Raw genomic sequence first — 15,779 nt, forward strand, 5'->3', positions numbered from 1 at the left:
GCGAAAGCGCGAAGACGCGAGGGAGGTCGGCTTGTGGGCGCGAAGAACGCGGGAGGCGCGGCGGTCGCTGGCACGCATCCGGCGGTCGTCGACTTCCTCGCCCACATCGAGTTCGAGCGCCGGATGTCGGCGCACACCCTGGACGCCTACCGCCGCGACCTGGCCGCGCTGGCGGGGTGGTCTGCAGGCGCGGGCCATGACGACCTGCTGGCGCTCGACAGCGCCGCGCTGCGCGCCTTTGTCGCCGCAGAGCATCGCCGCGGGCTGGCGCCCAAGAGCCTGCAGCGTCGGCTGTCGGGCTGTCGCAGCTTCTACCAGTGGCTGCTGAAGCACGGTCGCATCGCCGCCAATCCCGCCACCGGCGTGCGCGCCCCGCGCGCGCCGCGCAAGCTGCCGCAGGTGCTGGATGTCGACGAAGCCATGGCCCTGGTGGAGGTGCCGACCGACGCGCCGCTGGGCCTGCGCGACCGCGCTTTGCTGGAGCTGTTCTATTCCTCGGGCCTGCGCCTGACCGAGCTGCGCCTGCTGCGCTGGCGCGACCTGGACATGGACCAGGGCCTGGTGACGGTACTCGGCAAGGGCAGCCGCCAGCGCACCGTGCCGGTGGGCTCGCACGCCTGCAAGGCGCTTGCAGAGTGGCGCGCGGAAGGTAGCGCGAGCGGCTCGGATGCGGGTTCGCTGCCGGGCCCTGACGCGCCGGTCTTTCCCGGCCGCGGCGGTGCACCGATCAGTGCGCGTGCAGTGCAGCTCCGGCTGCGCGAGCTGGCGCGGCGGCAGGGTCTGTTCAAGCGCGTGCATCCCCATCTGCTGCGGCATTCATTCGCCAGCCACATGCTGGAATCGTCCGGTGACCTGCGCGGCGTGCAGGAGCTGCTGGGACACGCGGACATCGCGACCACGCAGATCTACACGCACCTGGATTTCCAGCACCTGGCGAAGGTCTACGACGACGCGCATCCGCGGGCCAAGCGCCGCAAGGACTGACCCGGCCCGGGTCGCAGCTATAGCTGCTCCTACAGAGGCGCGGCGCGCCGACGGGACCCTTGCATCCCTCCGCGACCAACCCCATCCAGAGGATTCAGCCCACGGAGGCCGCATGGACCCCAGCCAGAATCCCCACGTATTCCACGCCACGACCATCGTGTCGGTGCGCCGCGAGGGCCGCGTCGCCATCGCCGGCGACGGCCAGGTGACCCTCGGCAACACGGTGATGAAGTCGAACGCGCGCAAGGTGCGCCGCCTCGGCAAGGACGGCCAGATCCTCGCGGGCTTCGCCGGCGCGGCCGCCGATGCCTTCACTCTGTTCGAACTCTTCGAATCCAAGCTCGAGAAGCACGGCCAGCTCACCCGCGCCGCGGTGGAGCTTGCGAAGGACTGGCGCACCGAGCGCCGCTTCGGGAAGCTCGAAGCGCTGCTCGCGGTGGCCGACAGGGACACCTCGCTGATCATCAGCGGCACCGGCGACGTGATCGAGCCCGAGGACGGGCTGATCGCGATCGGCTCCGGCGGCCCGTTCGCGCTGTCCGCGGCGCGCGCGCTGCTCGCGCACACGCAGATGGACGCGCGCATGGTCGCCACCGAGTCGCTCAACATCGCCGGCGACATCTGCATCTACACCAACCGCAACGTCGTGGTCGAGGAGCTCTGAGCATGGCCATGAAGATCGACACCTCCCACGCCACCATGACCCCGCGCGAGATCGTGCAGGAGCTTGACCGCCACATCGTCGGCCAGCAGGAGGCCAAGCGCGCGGTCGCGATCGCGCTGCGCAACCGCTGGCGCCGCGCCCAGCTCGGCGACGAGCTGCGCAACGAGGTCATGCCCAAGAACATCCTGATGATCGGCCCCACCGGCGTCGGCAAGACCGAGATCGCGCGCCGCCTGGCGACGCTGGCCAACGCGCCGTTCGTGAAGGTGGAGGCCACGCGCTTCACCGAGGTCGGCTACGTCGGCAAGGACGTCGAGCAGATCATCCGCGACCTCGCCGACACCGCGGTCAAGCTCTACCGCGAGCAGGCCAAGCAGAAGATGCGCACCCAGGCCGAGGAGCGCGCCGAGGACCGGATCCTCGACGCACTGCTGCCCAAGCGCGAGCAGTCCCAGTCGCCCGGCTTCGGCTTCGGCGCCGCGGCGCAGGGCAGCACCACCGTCGACATCGGTGCCGAGCCGTCGTCGCAGGAGTCGGAGACCCGCCAGAAGCTGCGCCGCCAGCTGCGCTCCGGCGAGCTCGACGGGCGCGAGATCGAACTCGACCTTGCCGCCGGCGGTGGCGTCGACATCATGACCCCGCCGGGCATGGAGGAAATGGGCCAGCAGCTGCGGCAGATGTTCGCCAACCTCGGCAGTGGCAAGACCAACAAGCGCAGCATGCCGATCCACGCCGCGCGTCCGCTGCTCATCGAGGAAGAGGCCGGCAAGCTGGTCAACGAGGACGAAGTGCGCGCGGCCGCGATCGAGGCCTGCGAACAGCACGGCATCGTCTTCATCGACGAGATCGACAAGGTCGCCAAGCGCAGCGAGGGCATGGGCGCCGACGTCAGCCGCGAGGGCGTGCAGCGCGACCTGCTGCCGCTGGTCGAAGGCAGCACCGTCAGCACCAAGTACGGCCCGGTGAAGACCGACCACATCCTGTTCATCGCATCCGGCGCCTTCCACCTGGCCAAGCCCAGCGACCTGATCCCGGAGATGCAGGGCCGGTTCCCGATCCGGGTCGAGCTCACGGCGCTGCTGAAGGACGACTTCGTGCGCATCCTGACCGAGCCCAAGGCCGCGTTGACCAAGCAGTACGTCGAGCTGATGAAGACCGAAGGCCTGGAGCTCGACTTCACCGACGACGCCATCGACCGCCTGGCCGAGATCGCCGCCGAGGTCAACGAGCGCCAGGAAAACATCGGCGCGCGCCGCCTGCACACCGTGCTCGAGCGGCTGCTGGACAGCCTGAGCTTCGAGGCGCCCGACCGCGGCGGCGTCGTCAGCATCGACCGCGCCTATGTCGATGCACAGCTGGGCGAGCTGGTGCAGGACCAGGACCTGAGCCGCTACATCCTGTAAGCGCGCCGGCAGGACGCATCCCGCTCCCGCTCCCGCGACCGCGCGGGGGCGGGGGAGGGCCGGCATTCAGCAGGCGGCGCGCATCCGGGCATGTCCGGCTGGCAGACTGGTCCCCCGGACCGCTTCCGCGAGGCCACCATGCACCGTCCCCTTTCGATCACCGGCGCCGCGCTCGTGCTGCTGCTGGCCGCCGCGCCCGCCGCCGCCGGCGACGTGTCCTGCCGCCTGGATTTCGACATGTCCGGCTGGTCCGTGTTCTACAAGACCGGCTCGGGCAGCGGCCGGGTCAGCTGCGACAACGGCCAGTCGCGCGCCGTGACCATCGAAGCCCGCGGCGGTGGCCTGACCGTCGGCAAGTCCGAGATCCGCGGCGGCCGCGGCCAGTTCTCCGGCGTGGACTCGATCAGCGAGGTGCTTGGCACCTACGTCTCGGGCGAAGCCCACGCCGGCGTGGTGAAGTCCAGCAAGGCCCAGGTGATGACCAAGGGCGAAGTCTCGCTCGCCCTGGCCGGCACCGGCGAGGGCGTGGATCTGGGCGTGGCATTCGGGGCGTTCACGATCGAGGGGCGGTGAGAAAGCCGCACCGCGGCCTCACTCCTCCCCGATATCCTCGTTCCAAAGCCCCGGATTGGCCTCGATCCACTCGCCCATCATCGTGACGCAGCGTTCGTCATCCAGCACCACCACCTCGGTGCCGCTCTCCCGCAGCCATTCAACCCCGCCGGCGAAGTTCACCGCCTCGCCCACCACCACCGTGCCGATGTTGAACTGCCGCACCAGCCCGCTGCAGTACCAGCAGGGCGCCAGCGTGGTGACCATGATCGTGTCGCGGTAGGAGCGCTGGCGGCCGGCCTTGCGGAAGGCGTCGGTCTCGCCGTGGATGGACGGGTCGTCCTCCTGCACGCGGCGGTTGTGGCCGCAGCCGAGCAGGCGGCCGTCGGCGTGGTACAGGGCGGCGCCGATCGGGATCCCGCCCTCGGCCAGGCCCTGGCGGGCCTCGTCGATGGCGGTGTCGAGCAGGGCGCGGTAGTCCGGGGTGGCGATCATGGCGGGCGCTCCAGGCGGGCGGGGGAGGGCCGGCATCGTGCCATGCCGCGGGGCCTGCGGTCCGCGATGCGCGCGCGCCGCTGCCGCCACGGTGCGATAATCGCCGCCATGACCGACCGCGACCCCCGCCCCGACACCACCCACTTCGGCTTCCGCGACGTGCCGGTGGGCGAGAAGCAGAAGCTGGTGGGCGAGGTGTTCTCGTCGGTGGCCGGCAGCTACGACCTGATGAACGACCTGATGTCGTTCGGCATCCACCGGCTGTGGAAGCGCTACTTCACCGCCACCGCGCAGGTCAGCCGCGGCGACCGCGTGCTCGATCTCGCCGGCGGCACCGGCGACGTGGCCGCGCTGCTGCGCCCGCGCGTGGGCGAGACCGGGGAACTGGTGCTGGGCGACATCAACGGCAACATGCTGCGCGTGGGCCGCGACCGCATGGTCGACCGCGGCCACGTGCGCGGCTTCAGCTATGTGCAGTGCAACGCGCAGTCGCTGCCGTTCCCGGACGCCAGCTTCGACCTGGTCACGATCGCCTTCGGGCTGCGCAACGTGACCGACAAGGACGCCGGCCTGCGCGAGATGCTGCGCGTGCTCAAGGTCGGCGGGCAGGCACGCGTGCTGGAGTTCTCCGAGGTGCCGGACTGGTTCAAGCCCGCGTACGACTTCCACTCCTTCAAGGTGTTGCCGCGCCTGGGCCGGCTGTTCGCCAGCGACGCCGACAGCTACCAGTATTTGGCCGAATCCATCCGCAAGCATCCGCCGCAGGAAGAGCTCAAGTCGATGATGGAGGCCGCGGGCTTCGCGCGCTGCCGTTACCGCAACCTGTCGGGCGGGATCGTCGCCATCCACGACGGCTACAAGGCCTGAGCGCGGCGCAAATCGCCGCACGAATCGCCGCGCGGGCGCATCCGGCGGCGACCACCGGCTAGAATCGGGGGCTGTTCCAATCACCGGGCCCCCGTCCATGACCCTGAGCCGCACCCTTCGCCTGGCCGCCATCGCGGCACTGGTCCTGTTCGCCGCTGTCGCCTGCAAGCGCGAGCCGACCCCCACCGATGCGCCGCCGGCGCCCAAGCCGCAGGCCGCCGCCAGCGGCGACGACTACGACGAGCACTCCTACGCAGACCCCGACAAGGTCGCCATCGACGACCTGGCGCTCGACCTGGCGCTTGATTTCGACGCCCGCACCATCAGCGGCACCGCCACCTACACCCTCGACTGGCGCGATGACGCGGCTACCGAGCTCGTGCTCGACACCCGCGACCTCAAGATCGAACGCGTGGAAGGCGAGGGCGAGGGCGGCGCCTGGCAACCGCTGGAATACGCGCTGGCCGGGCGCGACGACCTGCTCGGCAGCAAGCTCACCATCCAGGCGCCGGAGCGCAACGCGCACATCCGCGTGGCCTACCGCACGGTGCCCGAGGCCTCGGGCCTGCAGTGGCTCGATGCTGCGATGACCGAGGGCAAGGCCACGCCCTTCATGTTCAGCCAGTCGCAGGCGATCCACGCGCGCTCGTGGGTGCCGCTGCAGGACACGCCGCGCGTGCGCTACACCTACAGCGCGCACGTGACCGCGCCGGCTGACGTGATGGTGCTGATGAGCGCCGACAATGATCCGGTGGCCGCACGCGATGGCGACTACAGCTTCAGCATGCCGCAGCGCATTCCCTCGTACCTGATGGCGATCGCCGCCGGCGACCTGGTGTTCAAGCCGATCTCGGCGCGCTCCGGCGTCTGGGCCGAGCCGGCCGCGGTCGACCGCGCGGTGGCCGAGTTCGAAGACACCGAGAAGATGATCGCCACCGCCGAGTCGCTCTACGGCCCCTACCGCTGGGAGCGCTACGACATCCTGGTGCTGCCGCCGTCGTTCCCCTATGGCGGCATGGAAAACCCGCGCCTGACCTTCGCCACGCCCACCGTGATCGTCGGCGACAAGTCGTTGGTGGCGCTGATCGCGCACGAGCTGGCGCACAGCTGGTCCGGCAACCTGGTGACCAACTCCAGCGCCAAGGACGGCTGGCTCAACGAGGGCTTCACCAGCTACGTCGAGAACCGCATCATCGAGGCGCTGTTCGGCAAGGAACGCGCCGACATGGAATACGTGATCTCGCGCAACGGCCTGAAGGCCGAGATCGCGAACATGAGTCCGGAGGAGCAGGCGCTGGCGGTGCGCCCGGGCGTGGTCAAGGATCCGGACGACTCGCTCAGCGCCGTGTCCTACGACAAGGGCGCGTGGTTCCTGCAGTTCCTTGAAGAGCGCTTCGGCCGTGCCGAGTTCGACGCCTTCCTGCGCGGCTATTTCGATCATTTCGCGTTCCAGTCGATCCCCACGTCGCGCTTCGTCGAGTACGCCAACGAGCACCTGCTGGGCAAGTACCCCGGCAAGGTGAGCCGTGCCGAGTTCGACGCCTGGCTGTACGAGCCCGGGATTCCGGCCACCGCGCCGCAGGTGCTGTCGCGCAACTTCGGCGTGGTCGACAGCGCGCGCCTGGGCTGGCTGGGCAGCGGCACGGTGCCGCCGGCGGTGATCACCGACGAGTGGAGCACGCAGGAATGGGTGCATTTCCTCGAAGGCATGCCGGAGACGCTTTCGGCCGAGCAGCTGTCGCAGCTCGACACCGCCTACGCCTTCACCGGCACGCCCAACGGCGAGATCGCGCAGCGCTGGTACCCACTGGCGGTGCGCAGCGGCTACGTGCAGGCCTACCCGGCGATCGCCGACTTCCTGCGCACCATCGGCCGCCGCAAGCTGATCATGCCGACCTACCAGGCGCTGGTCGCCACCGAGGCCGGCCTGGCGTTCGCCAAGGAGCAGCTGGCCGCCGCGCGCCCGGGCTACCACCCGATCACCACCGGTTCGGTGGAGAAAGTCATCGCCGAAGCGAAGCCGGCGCCGGGCACCGGCACGCCGGTGGCGCCGGCGGCGGTCGAGCCCGCCGAGCCCGTGCCGCCGCCGGCCGCGACGGAACCGGCGATGCCGGCCGCGGACGGCGACCCCACGCGCCCGGCGCCCACCGGTCGCTGACCAGGCCGCGGGCGCTGGCGATCACCCGCGCACGGTCGTTTCCGGCACCGTTGGTCAAAACGTTCACCGCAAGACGAGGTTCCGCATGAACACGCCACGCCCTGACAGCGCACGACGCCCCACCATGGTCGCGGTAGCTCTTTCCGCCGCGCTGCTGGCGCTGGCCGCCTGCCAGGACCCGGCCGCGCAGGCCGAAGCCCAGGCCGCTTCGCAGGCGCAGGCCAACGAAGCCGCGGCCGAGCAGGCCGCAGCCGACTTCGACACCGCCTACGCCGCGGAAAACTGGGTGCTGGCCGGCGCCCAGGGCGACGTGCTGCTGGCGCGCTACCCGGACACGGCCGCGGCCGAACGCATCCGCCCGCTGCACGAAGAGGCGCGGGCCAAGGGCAACCAGGTGCGCGAGGAGGCCCGCGTGGAAGCGCTCTGGGCCTACAACAGCGAGCCGGTGAAGGGCGGCAACCAGCTTTCAGCGGCGATTTTTTCACGCCAGGGCGTCGACAGCGACGGCAGCGGCGAAAAGCCCGTGCGCCTGATCTTCCGCGACCATCCGGACTGGGGCCGCAGCAGCTACCTGGTGATGCAGGCCGGCGACTTCGACTGCTACGGGGCCTGCCGGGTCACGGTCACGGTGGACGATGCGACGCCGAAGAAGATGGCCGCCAACCGTCCCGACACCGACGAAGCCATCGCCATGTTCATCGATGATGAAAAGGCGCTGTGGCGGATGATCGACGGCGCGAAGCGGCTGGTGGTGGAGTATCCGGTCAAGGCCGGCGGCACGCGTACCGTCGAGTTCGAAGTCGCTGGCCTGGACCGCAAGCAGTTGCCGGCCTGGAACTGAGGCAGCCGGGCCCTCTGCTCTTGTAGGCAAAAGTTGTGGCCATGGCCGCTCCTGCAGGAGCGGCGGATGCCGGATTACAGCGCGTAGCCGAACTGCTGCCTGAACTGCGCCGCGAACTCGTCGTAGTCGAATCGCTGGTTCTGCGTGCCCGGGTGCTCGACCTTCAGTGCGCCCATCAGGTTGCCGATGCGGCCGATGGTTTCCCAGTCGTACCCTTTCTCGATGCCGAACAGCAGGCCGGCGCGGAACGCGTCGCCGCAGCCGGTCGGGTCGGTGACGCGGGTCTCGTGCGCAGGCGGCACGTCGTAGGTCTTGCCGTCGGCGTAGATCACCACGCCCCTGGGACCGCGCGTGGTGATGTAGGCCTTGACCTTGCCGGCGATGGTGGCTTCGTCCCAGCCGGTGCGCTCCTGCAGCAGGTTCGACTCGTAGTCGTTGACTGTGACGTAGTCGGCCTGCTCGATGAAGGCGCGCAGCTCCGCGCCGTTGAACAGCGGCATCGCCTGGCCCGGGTCGAAGATGAAGGGAATGCCGGCCTCGGCGAACTCCTTCGAATTCTGGATCATGCCTTCGTAGCCGTCCGGGCTGACGATGCCGATGCTCACGCCGGGCACGTCGCGCACGTGGTTTTCGTACGAGCGCATCATCGCGCCGGGGTGGAAGGCGGTGATCTGGTTGTTGTCGAGGTCGGTGGTGATGAACGCCTGCGGCGTGAACAGCTCCGGGATTTCCTTGACGTGGGCGAGCGGGATCCCGAGCTCGGCGAAGTAATCGCGATAGGGTCCGAAGTCCTGGCCGACGGTCGCCATCGGGATCGGGTCGCCACCCAGCAGCTTCAGGTTGTAGGCGATGTTGCCGGCGCAGCCGCCGAATTCGCGGCGCATCCGCGGCACCAGGAACGACACGTTCAGGATGTGCACCTTGTCCGGCAGGATGTGGTTCTTGAACTGGTCGGGGAACACCATGATGGTGTCGTAGGCCAGGGAACCGCAGATCAGTGCAGGCATCGGGAAAGTGCTCCGGGGGCTGGTGCCGGCCCGGTGGGACGGCGTTTTTCGGGGATATCGTGCAATGCCGCGGACCGGCGGCGATGTTGGCGCGGCCCCTTCGGGGCCAGACCGCCGCACAGGTTAGCCCCGCCGTCGCGCCGGGCCAAGCCGCACGGCGTGCGCCGGGGCGTTTTTCCTTGCCGGGGCAGGGGGTGGTTGCTACGCTTGATGATCCGGTTTTCTCCGGGAATTCCCCCGTTCCCGCCCCCCTCCTGACGGACGCGCGCCCCCGATGTTCAAGAAGTTCCGCGGCATGTTCTCCAATGACCTGTCCATCGACCTGGGCACGGCCAACACCCTTATTTTCGTCCGCGGCCAGGGCATCGTGCTCAACGAGCCGTCGGTGGTGGCCATCCGCCAGGACCGCAACGGCGGCCCAAGGGCGGTCGCCGCGGTGGGCAGCGAGGCCAAGCAGATGCTCGGCCGCACGCCAGGCCACCTCACCACCCACCGGCCGATGAAGGACGGCGTGATCGCCGACTTCACCTATACCGAGGAAATGCTCAAGTACTTCATCCGCAAGGTGCACAAGGGCCGCTTCCTGCGGCCCAGCCCGCGGGTGCTGATCTGCGTCCCGGCCGGGTCCACCCAGGTGGAGAAGCGCGCCATCAAGGACTCGGCGATGGAGGCCGGTGCCCGCGATGTCTCCCTGATCGAAGAGCCCATGGCCGCCGCGATCGGTGCCGGCATGCCGGTCACCGAGGCGCGCGGCTCGATGGTGGTCGACATCGGCGGCGGCACCACGGAAGTCGCGGTGATCGCGCTCAACGGCATCGTCTATTCGCAGTCCGCGCGCATCGGCGGCGACCGCTTCGACGAGTCGATCATCAACTACGTGCGCCGCAACCACGGCATGCTGATCGGCGAGGCCACGGCCGAGCGGGTCAAGATCGAACTCGGCTGCGCCTACCCGCAGGAAAAGGTCCTGGAAACCGAGATCTCCGGCCGTCACCTGGCCGAGGGCGTGCCGAAGATGGTCAAGATCAACTCGAACGAGGTGCTCGATGCGCTGCGCGAACCGCTGATGGGCATCGTGGCCGCGGTGCGCCAGGCGCTGGAACAGACCCCGCCGGAGCTCAGCGCCGACGTCGCCGAGCGCGGCATCGTGCTCACCGGCGGCGGCGCCCTCTTGCGCGACATCGACCGCCTGCTGAGCGAGGAGACCGGCCTGCATGTACAGGTGGCCGAGGACCCGTTGACCTGCGTGGCCCGCGGCGGTGGCCGTGCGCTGGAGCTGCTGGACATGCACGGCAACGAGTTCTTCGCCTCGGAGTGACCTGACCGACCCCCGCCAACACCGTGCCCAACTACGCCGGTCCCGCCGCACCCCGATCCAGTGACGTCACCGGCACGCTGAAGCTGCTGGCCTACCTCGCGCTGTCGGTGACGCTGCTTGTGCTTGATCACCGCGGTGACTGGCTGGCCCAGGCGCGCGGCCACGCCAGCGTGGCCATGCAGCCGGTGTGGTGGCTGGCCGGATTGCCCGCGCGCCTGGGCGAGAGCGTCCGCGACGACGCCGCCAGCCGGACCCGGCTGTCCGAAGAGAACCGCCACCTGCGCAACGAGCTCCTGCTCGGTGCCGCCCGGCAGGCGCGGCTGCAGGTCGAAGCCGAGGAGAGCGCGCGCCTGCGCGGCCTGCTTGGTGCCGCCGAACGCGGCAGCCAGGACGTGCAGCTGGCGCCGATCCTCGATGTCGACCTCGACCCCACCCGCCAGCGCTTGATGCTCAACGCCGGCACCCGCACCGGGGTGCGTCGCGGCCAGGCGGTGATCGATGCCGGCGGCCTGGTCGGGCAGGTGATCGAGGCCACGCCGACCACGGCCGTGGTGCTGCTGCTGACCGACCCCGACCACGCCGTGCCGGTGGCGGTGGCGCGCACCGGCGTGCGCCTGATCGTATACGGCACCGGCCGCAGCGACGTGCTGGAACTGCGCAACGTGCCGCTGTCAAGCGACGTGCGCGCCGGCGACGTGCTGATCACCTCCGGGCTTGGCGGCCGCTTCCCTCCGGGCTTTCCGGTGGGCACGATCGCGGCCCTGCGCCCCGATGACAGTCGCGCGTTCCTGCTCGGCGACGTCAACGCCGCGGCCCAGCTCGACCGCGGTCGCGACGTGCTGCTGCTGCGCGAGCAACCGATGGCGCGGGACGAGGCGCCGCCGGCCGCGGCAGCCGATGCCGTGCCCGGTGCCGGGCAAGCGGCTGCGGACGTGGTGGATGCGGCGACGCCAGCGCCAGGAGTCGTGCCATGAGCGCCCGCGACCGCGGCTGGTTGCTGCCGGTCAGCGTACTGCTGGCCCTGCTGCTCGGCCTGCTGCCCATGCCCGCCCTGCTGCAGCCGCTGCGCCCGTACTGGCTGGCCCTGGTGCTGGCCTACTGGGTGATCGAGGACAGCGAACGCGTCGGCCTGGGCTTCGCCTTCGGCGCGGGCCTGGTGGCCGACCTCGCCTTCGGCGGCCTGCTCGGCGAACAGGCGCTGCGGCTGGTGGTGATGACCTTCATCCTGCAGCGCTTCCGCACCCAGCTGCGCTTTTTCCCGATGCCGCAGCAGGCGCTGGCGATCGGTGGCCTGCTGCTCAACGACCGCGTGATCAGCACCGTGATCCATTTCGGCCTGGGCGAGCCGGTGCTGCCGCTGGCGTACTGGTGGGCGCCGCTGCCAGGCATGCTGCTGTGGGCACCGCTGTTCGTGCTGCTTGACGCGCTGCGGATCCGCCGCGGCGCGCACCGGTGATGTCGGGTCCGCGGGGCCGTCGGCTTCGCAACGCCGAGGCCGAGGCGCGCCTGTTCCGCGGGCGTGCCCTGATCGGCTTTGCCGTGGTCGTGCTGGCGCTGGGGGGCTTGGCCGGCTGGTATTTCAAGCTGCAGGTGCTCGATCACGACGACTACGCCAAGCGTTCGCACGCCAACCGCATCAAGCCGCGGCCGGTGGTGCCGGGGCGCGGCCTGATCCTGGACCGCGAAGGCCGGATCCTGGCCGACAACGTGCCCGCCTACCGCCTCGACGTGACCCCCGAGGAGGCCGGCGACATCCCCGCGCTGGTGGATGCGCTGTCGGAGCTGGTGGAGCTCGCGCCCGAGGACATCGAGCGTTTCGAGGTCGCGCGCAAGTCCACTCGTTCCTTCCGTGCGATTCCGCTGAAGCTGCGCATCAGCGACGAGGAGGCCGCGCGCTTCGCGGTCGAACGCTGGCGCTTCCCGGGCGTCGAGCTGGTGCCCTACCTCAATCGCCGCTACCCCTATGGCGATCTGCTGGCGCACGTGGTCGGCTACGTCGGGCGCACCGATGACAGCGACATCGAGCGCTTCGGTGAAGCCCATGCGGTGTTCACCCATACCGGGCGCGCCGGCCTGGAGCGGTATTACGACGAAGCCCTGCGCGGCGTGGTCGGCTATGAGCAGGTCGAAACCAACGTCGAGGGCCGGGCACTGCGCAGGGTCGGCCTGGTGCCGGCCACCGCGGGCGCCGACCTGAAGCTGTCGCTGGACGTCGAGCTGCAGCGAGCGATGGTGGTGGCCTTCGGCGAGATGCAGGGCTCGGCGGTGGCGGTGGACCCGGCCACGGGCCAGGTGCTGGCGATGGTCAGCCTGCCCAGCTACGACCCCAACCTGTTCGTCAACGGAATTTCCACCACCGATTACCGCGGGCTGATGGACGACCCGGCGCGGCCGCTGTTCAACCGCAACGTGCTGGGCGGCGGGCCGCTGGGCTCGATCGTGAAGCCCTTCATGGCCCTGGCCGGCCTCGACAGCGGCCTGCGCACGCCGGAAAGCCGGGTGTTCTCCACCGGCGAGTTCTTCATCCCCGGGCAGAGCCGCGGCTACCGCGACGCCGGGCGTGGCGCCGGCTGGGTCGACCTGCGCGACTCGATCTCGCGTTCGATCAATTATTACTACTACAAGCTCGCCTACGACATGGGCATCGACCGCCTGGCGGAGTACATGCACCGCTACGGCTTCGGCGAACCCACCGGCATCGACCTGACCGGGGAGACGTCGGGGATCGTGCCTTCGCGCGAATGGAAACTGGGCAACAGCCGCGAGCCCTGGTATCCGGGCGAGACGGTGATCGCCGGCATCGGCCAGGGCTACTGGGTCGCCACGGCGCTGCAGATGGCGCGCGGCACCGCGGCCATCGCCAACGGCGGCATGCTGCATCCGCTGCGCCTGGCGGCCGAGCGGCGCAGCGGCTACGACCTGCCCTGGGCGCCGCTGGCGGCCGCGCCCGCGGCGCGCATCAGCGATAGCCCGGCGCACGTGCGCGCGGTGCAGGAGGGCATGGAGGCGACCATCCACGGCCGCGGCACGGCGACGGCCATGGCCCGCGGCGCGCCGTACCGGATGGCCGGCAAGACCGGCACCGCGCAGCGCGTCAGTCGTCGCGGCAGCGTCAGCCTGGACCCCCGCAGCTTGCCCTACCACCTCCGCCACCAGGCGCTGTTCGCGGGCTACGCGCCGGCTGAGCAGCCGACCATCGCGCTGGTGGTGGTGGTCGAGCACGGCGGCTACGGCGGCGCCACCGCGGCGCCGATCGCGCGGAAGATCTTCGATGCCTGGCTGCTGGGCGAGGTGCCGGAGCCCACCGCCGTGGCCGATGGCGTGGCCGTGCCGCCGGTCGACTTGTTTGAAGACGTGGTCGGTGCCGTGTTCCCGGGCCCGGGGGCGCAGCTGCTGGAACCGGCGGCAGTCGATCCCCCGGCAGTCCACGACGCACGCCCGGGCGTGCCCGTGGAGCCGCAGCCATGAACGAGATCCTCCGCTTCCTGCTGGACCTGGTGCTGCGCTTCGTGCGCACCCTGGACTGGATGCTGCTGGGCGCCCTGCTGGCGCTGATGGGCATCGGCCTGGCGGTGCTGCACAGCGCCGGGGGCCAGAACCCCGCCCTGGTGACGTCGCAGGGTGCGCGCTACGGCGTCGGGTTGGGGGTGCTGTGGCTGCTGTCGCGGGTGCCGCCGCTGCGCCTGCGCGATGCATCGCCGGCCGTGTACCTGCTGTCGCTGCTGCCGCTGGTGGCGGTGCTGTTCCTCGGCACCGGGCGCAGCGGCGCGCACTGGCTCGACCTCGGCGTGTTCTATTTCCAGCCGGCGGAGCTGCTCAAGCTCAGCCTGCCGATGATGGTGGCCTGGTACCTCAACGCGCGCCCGCAGCCGGCCGGTTTCGCGGTCACGGTGGTGGCGATGCTGCTGGTGGCACTGCCCACGGGGCTGATCCTGCTGCAGCCGGACTTCGGCACCGCGATGCTGGTGGCCGCCAGCGGCGTGTTCGCGCTCTACCTGGCCGGCATGTCGTGGTGGTGGTTCGTGGCCGCGGGCGCGGCGGCGGCGGCGGCGGCGCCGGCGGCCTGGTTCTGGATGCTGCGGCCCTACCAGAAGGACCGCATCCTCACCTTCCTCGACCCCGAGTCGGATCCCCTGGGCGCGGGCTGGAACATCATCCAGTCGAAGATCGCCATCGGTTCCGGCGGGCTGCGCGGCCAGGGCTGGGGCGAGGGCTCGCAGTCGCACCTGAACTATGTACCCGAGCACACCACCGACTTCATCTTCGCGGTGCTGTCGGAGGAATTCGGCTGGGTCGGCGTGGTGACCGTCCTCTCGCTGTACATGGTGGTGGTGGGCCGCTGCCTGTGGATCGCGGCGGAGTCGCGCGACGGCTTCGGGCGCCTGCTGGTCGGCGCGCTCGGCCTGTCGCTGTTCGTCTACGTGCTGGTCAACGGCGGCATGATTTCCGGGCTGCTGCCGGTGGTCGGCGTGCCGATGCCGCTGCTGAGCTTCGGCGGCACCGCCGCGGTGTCGCTGCTGGCCGGCATGGGCGTGGTGATGGCGGTGGGTGCGCACCGCCCGGTGCGCAAGCGCTGAGGCCACCGCAGCGGCCGGCGCGGTCGGCTGGCGCGGTGGCGTCGGCGCTCTCGGGACTCAGTCCGCCTGCGTCGTAGCGGCAGGTACGGAGTCCGGAGTCAGGCTGCCCACGACCGTGCCCTGGTCATCCAGGAAATCGATCGAGGCACCGCCATCAGCTGCAACTTTCAGCTGCATCCGCGGGTTGCCCTTGGCGTCGCTCATGACCAGGGTTGCGTCGCCGCCGCCGTTGCGGCCGACGAACAGGCGATCCGCGCCGTAGTGGTTCCCGGCACGGCGGCCTGCCATCAGCGCCTTGCGCTCACCCTCGGGCATCGCTTCGATCTCCGCGTTCTCCTCGAAGTCGATCGCGATAGAGCGTGACGGGCGGTCGGAGACCTGCATGCCGGCCAGGGTCCGGTCGCCGCCCTGGTCGAGGCCCATGATCTGCACGATCTGGTCCTGCTCGTAGCGGTCGAACGTCAGGCTGCCACCTGAGCGGATCTTGCCGTTGGCGTCGCGGCTGCCTGCGAAGATCAGCCCACCGACCTCCGAGCCTTCATCGTTGTAGAACAACATGCCCGCCTGGGGCCGCGGGTGCGCGTATTCCCTGTCCTTGATGATCGCGCCCGGGAAACGGGCGGAGCTCGACAGTACGTAGCGCAGCGTACCGTCGGGTTCACGAAGGTTGAGCCGCTGCACGTCGATTTCCTCGAACGAGGTCTTGTTGCCCGAAGTGGCGCCGGTCAGCAGTGCCGTGGCGACGGCGAGCGTCAGCACGCCGGAGTACAGGGTGAGCAAGCGTTCCGCACGGGTCATGGTCAGTCCTTCCTTTGCTGGTGGGTATCCTTTCCGGCAGGGTGGATGCCGCGTGATCCCCGCGGATGTGCGGATCGTCATGCGGACGCCAGGCAGGCCTTCCAGATGGCGTGCG

15 protein-coding genes are annotated in these 15,779 nt (G+C 70.1%); 12 read left to right on the forward strand and 3 right to left on the reverse strand.

Features of this window, described 5'->3' with window-relative positions; genetic code table 11:
• Nucleotides 1–33: 33 nt before the first annotated feature.
• The 4 genes from xerC (at nucleotide 34) to ACW7GZ_RS09220 (ending at nucleotide 3,624) form a co-directional block, all read left to right on the forward strand.
• The gene (gene xerC / locus ACW7GZ_RS09205; RefSeq protein ID WP_457008892.1) at nucleotides 34–984 is read left to right on the forward strand and encodes a tyrosine recombinase XerC; all 951 of its coding nucleotides are present in this window, start codon (nucleotides 34–36) and stop codon (nucleotides 982–984) included.
• Nucleotides 985–1,096: 112 nt separating this feature from the next.
• Nucleotides 1,097–1,648 carry an ATP-dependent protease subunit HslV gene (gene hslV / locus ACW7GZ_RS09210; RefSeq protein WP_457004532.1) on the forward strand — a complete coding sequence of 184 codons (552 nt, stop codon included), beginning with the start codon at nucleotides 1,097–1,099 and terminating at the stop codon, nucleotides 1,646–1,648.
• Nucleotides 1,649–1,656: 8 nt separating this feature from the next.
• Entirely contained in the window at nucleotides 1,657–3,051 is a 1,395-nt protein-coding gene (hslU, locus tag ACW7GZ_RS09215) for an ATP-dependent protease ATPase subunit HslU (RefSeq protein WP_457004752.1), read from the forward strand.
• 138 nt (nucleotides 3,052–3,189) lie between these two features.
• Complete coding sequence (locus ACW7GZ_RS09220; protein ID WP_457004533.1) at nucleotides 3,190–3,624, forward strand: hypothetical protein; 435 nt, start codon at nucleotides 3,190–3,192, stop codon at nucleotides 3,622–3,624.
• Nucleotides 3,625–3,642: 18 nt separating this feature from the next.
• On the opposite strand, the gene ACW7GZ_RS09225 is transcribed toward ACW7GZ_RS09220, so the two are convergent.
• Nucleotides 3,643–4,098 (reverse strand): nucleoside deaminase, encoded by a 456-nt coding sequence (locus tag ACW7GZ_RS09225; protein WP_457004535.1) that lies wholly within the window; start codon nucleotides 4,096–4,098, stop codon nucleotides 3,643–3,645.
• Nucleotides 4,099–4,206: 108 nt separating this feature from the next.
• Between ACW7GZ_RS09225 and ubiE the strand changes: the two genes are divergently transcribed.
• From ubiE to ACW7GZ_RS09240, 3 genes are all read left to right on the forward strand, one after another.
• Nucleotides 4,207–4,965: a bifunctional demethylmenaquinone methyltransferase/2-methoxy-6-polyprenyl-1,4-benzoquinol methylase UbiE gene (ubiE, locus tag ACW7GZ_RS09230; protein WP_457004537.1), complete on the forward strand. Its 759-nt coding sequence runs from the start codon at nucleotides 4,207–4,209 to the stop codon at nucleotides 4,963–4,965.
• Nucleotides 4,966–5,062: 97 nt separating this feature from the next.
• The gene (locus tag ACW7GZ_RS09235) at nucleotides 5,063–7,123 is read left to right on the forward strand and encodes a M1 family metallopeptidase (protein ID WP_457008894.1); all 2,061 of its coding nucleotides are present in this window, start codon (nucleotides 5,063–5,065) and stop codon (nucleotides 7,121–7,123) included.
• 124 nt (nucleotides 7,124–7,247) lie between these two features.
• Nucleotides 7,248–7,964 carry a hypothetical protein gene (locus ACW7GZ_RS09240; RefSeq protein ID WP_457004754.1) on the forward strand — a complete coding sequence of 239 codons (717 nt, stop codon included), beginning with the start codon at nucleotides 7,248–7,250 and terminating at the stop codon, nucleotides 7,962–7,964.
• A 74-nt stretch (nucleotides 7,965–8,038) separates the two neighbouring features.
• Here the strand turns inward: ACW7GZ_RS09240 and ACW7GZ_RS09245 are convergent, their stop codons facing one another.
• Complete coding sequence (locus ACW7GZ_RS09245; protein ID WP_457004541.1) at nucleotides 8,039–8,971, reverse strand: carbohydrate kinase family protein; 933 nt, start codon at nucleotides 8,969–8,971, stop codon at nucleotides 8,039–8,041.
• Nucleotides 8,972–9,245: 274 nt separating this feature from the next.
• Between ACW7GZ_RS09245 and ACW7GZ_RS09250 the strand changes: the two genes are divergently transcribed.
• Genes ACW7GZ_RS09250 through rodA form a run of 5 tightly spaced genes read left to right on the forward strand, consistent with a single transcriptional unit; the run spans nucleotide 9,246 to nucleotide 14,866 of the window.
• Nucleotides 9,246–10,289, forward strand: coding sequence for a rod shape-determining protein (locus ACW7GZ_RS09250; protein WP_457004543.1), 1,044 nt, complete (start codon nucleotides 9,246–9,248; stop codon nucleotides 10,287–10,289).
• A gap of 23 nt (nucleotides 10,290–10,312) precedes the next feature.
• A complete protein-coding gene (gene mreC, locus ACW7GZ_RS09255; protein ID WP_457004545.1) occupies nucleotides 10,313–11,263 on the forward strand; it encodes a rod shape-determining protein MreC in 951 nt (316 codons plus the stop codon).
• On the forward strand, nucleotides 11,260–11,745 hold the full coding sequence (gene mreD / locus ACW7GZ_RS09260) for a rod shape-determining protein MreD (RefSeq protein WP_457004547.1): 486 nt from the start codon (nucleotides 11,260–11,262) through the stop codon (nucleotides 11,743–11,745). The genes mreC and mreD overlap by 4 nt, the downstream gene beginning before the upstream one ends.
• Entirely contained in the window at nucleotides 11,745–13,757 is a 2,013-nt protein-coding gene (mrdA, locus tag ACW7GZ_RS09265; RefSeq protein WP_457008896.1) for a penicillin-binding protein 2, read from the forward strand. Before mreD ends, mrdA begins: the two co-directional genes overlap by 1 nt.
• On the forward strand, nucleotides 13,754–14,866 hold the full coding sequence (gene rodA, locus ACW7GZ_RS09270; RefSeq protein ID WP_457004551.1) for a rod shape-determining protein RodA: 1,113 nt from the start codon (nucleotides 13,754–13,756) through the stop codon (nucleotides 14,864–14,866). The genes mrdA and rodA overlap by 4 nt, the downstream gene beginning before the upstream one ends.
• 57 nt (nucleotides 14,867–14,923) lie before the next feature.
• On the opposite strand, the gene ACW7GZ_RS09275 is transcribed toward rodA, so the two are convergent.
• Nucleotides 14,924–15,664, reverse strand: coding sequence for a hypothetical protein (locus ACW7GZ_RS09275; protein ID WP_457004553.1), 741 nt, complete (start codon nucleotides 15,662–15,664; stop codon nucleotides 14,924–14,926).
• Between the last annotated feature and the right edge of the window lie 115 nt (nucleotides 15,665–15,779).

The sequence above is a fragment of the Luteimonas sp. A537 genome, from assembly GCF_054052065.1.

Coding starts and splice junctions, on each gene's coding strand:
- ACW7GZ_RS09275 (WP_457004553.1), bottom strand. CDS start 15,664: ATGACCCGTGCGGAACGCTTGCTCACCCTGTACTCCGGCGTGCTGACG.
- hslV (WP_457004532.1), top strand. CDS start 1,097: ATGGACCCCAGCCAGAATCCCCACGTATTCCACGCCACGACCATCGTG.
- ACW7GZ_RS09220 (WP_457004533.1), top strand. CDS start 3,190: ATGCACCGTCCCCTTTCGATCACCGGCGCCGCGCTCGTGCTGCTGCTG.
- ACW7GZ_RS09235 (WP_457008894.1), top strand. CDS start 5,063: ATGACCCTGAGCCGCACCCTTCGCCTGGCCGCCATCGCGGCACTGGTC.
- ACW7GZ_RS09245 (WP_457004541.1), bottom strand. CDS start 8,971: ATGCCTGCACTGATCTGCGGTTCCCTGGCCTACGACACCATCATGGTG.
- hslU (WP_457004752.1), top strand. CDS start 1,657: ATGAAGATCGACACCTCCCACGCCACCATGACCCCGCGCGAGATCGTG.
- ACW7GZ_RS09225 (WP_457004535.1), bottom strand. CDS start 4,098: ATGATCGCCACCCCGGACTACCGCGCCCTGCTCGACACCGCCATCGAC.
- mreD (WP_457004547.1), top strand. CDS start 11,260: ATGAGCGCCCGCGACCGCGGCTGGTTGCTGCCGGTCAGCGTACTGCTG.
- ACW7GZ_RS09250 (WP_457004543.1), top strand. CDS start 9,246: ATGTTCAAGAAGTTCCGCGGCATGTTCTCCAATGACCTGTCCATCGAC.
- rodA (WP_457004551.1), top strand. CDS start 13,754: ATGAACGAGATCCTCCGCTTCCTGCTGGACCTGGTGCTGCGCTTCGTG.
- mrdA (WP_457008896.1), top strand. CDS start 11,745: ATGTCGGGTCCGCGGGGCCGTCGGCTTCGCAACGCCGAGGCCGAGGCG.
- ubiE (WP_457004537.1), top strand. CDS start 4,207: ATGACCGACCGCGACCCCCGCCCCGACACCACCCACTTCGGCTTCCGC.
- ACW7GZ_RS09240 (WP_457004754.1), top strand. CDS start 7,248: ATGGTCGCGGTAGCTCTTTCCGCCGCGCTGCTGGCGCTGGCCGCCTGC.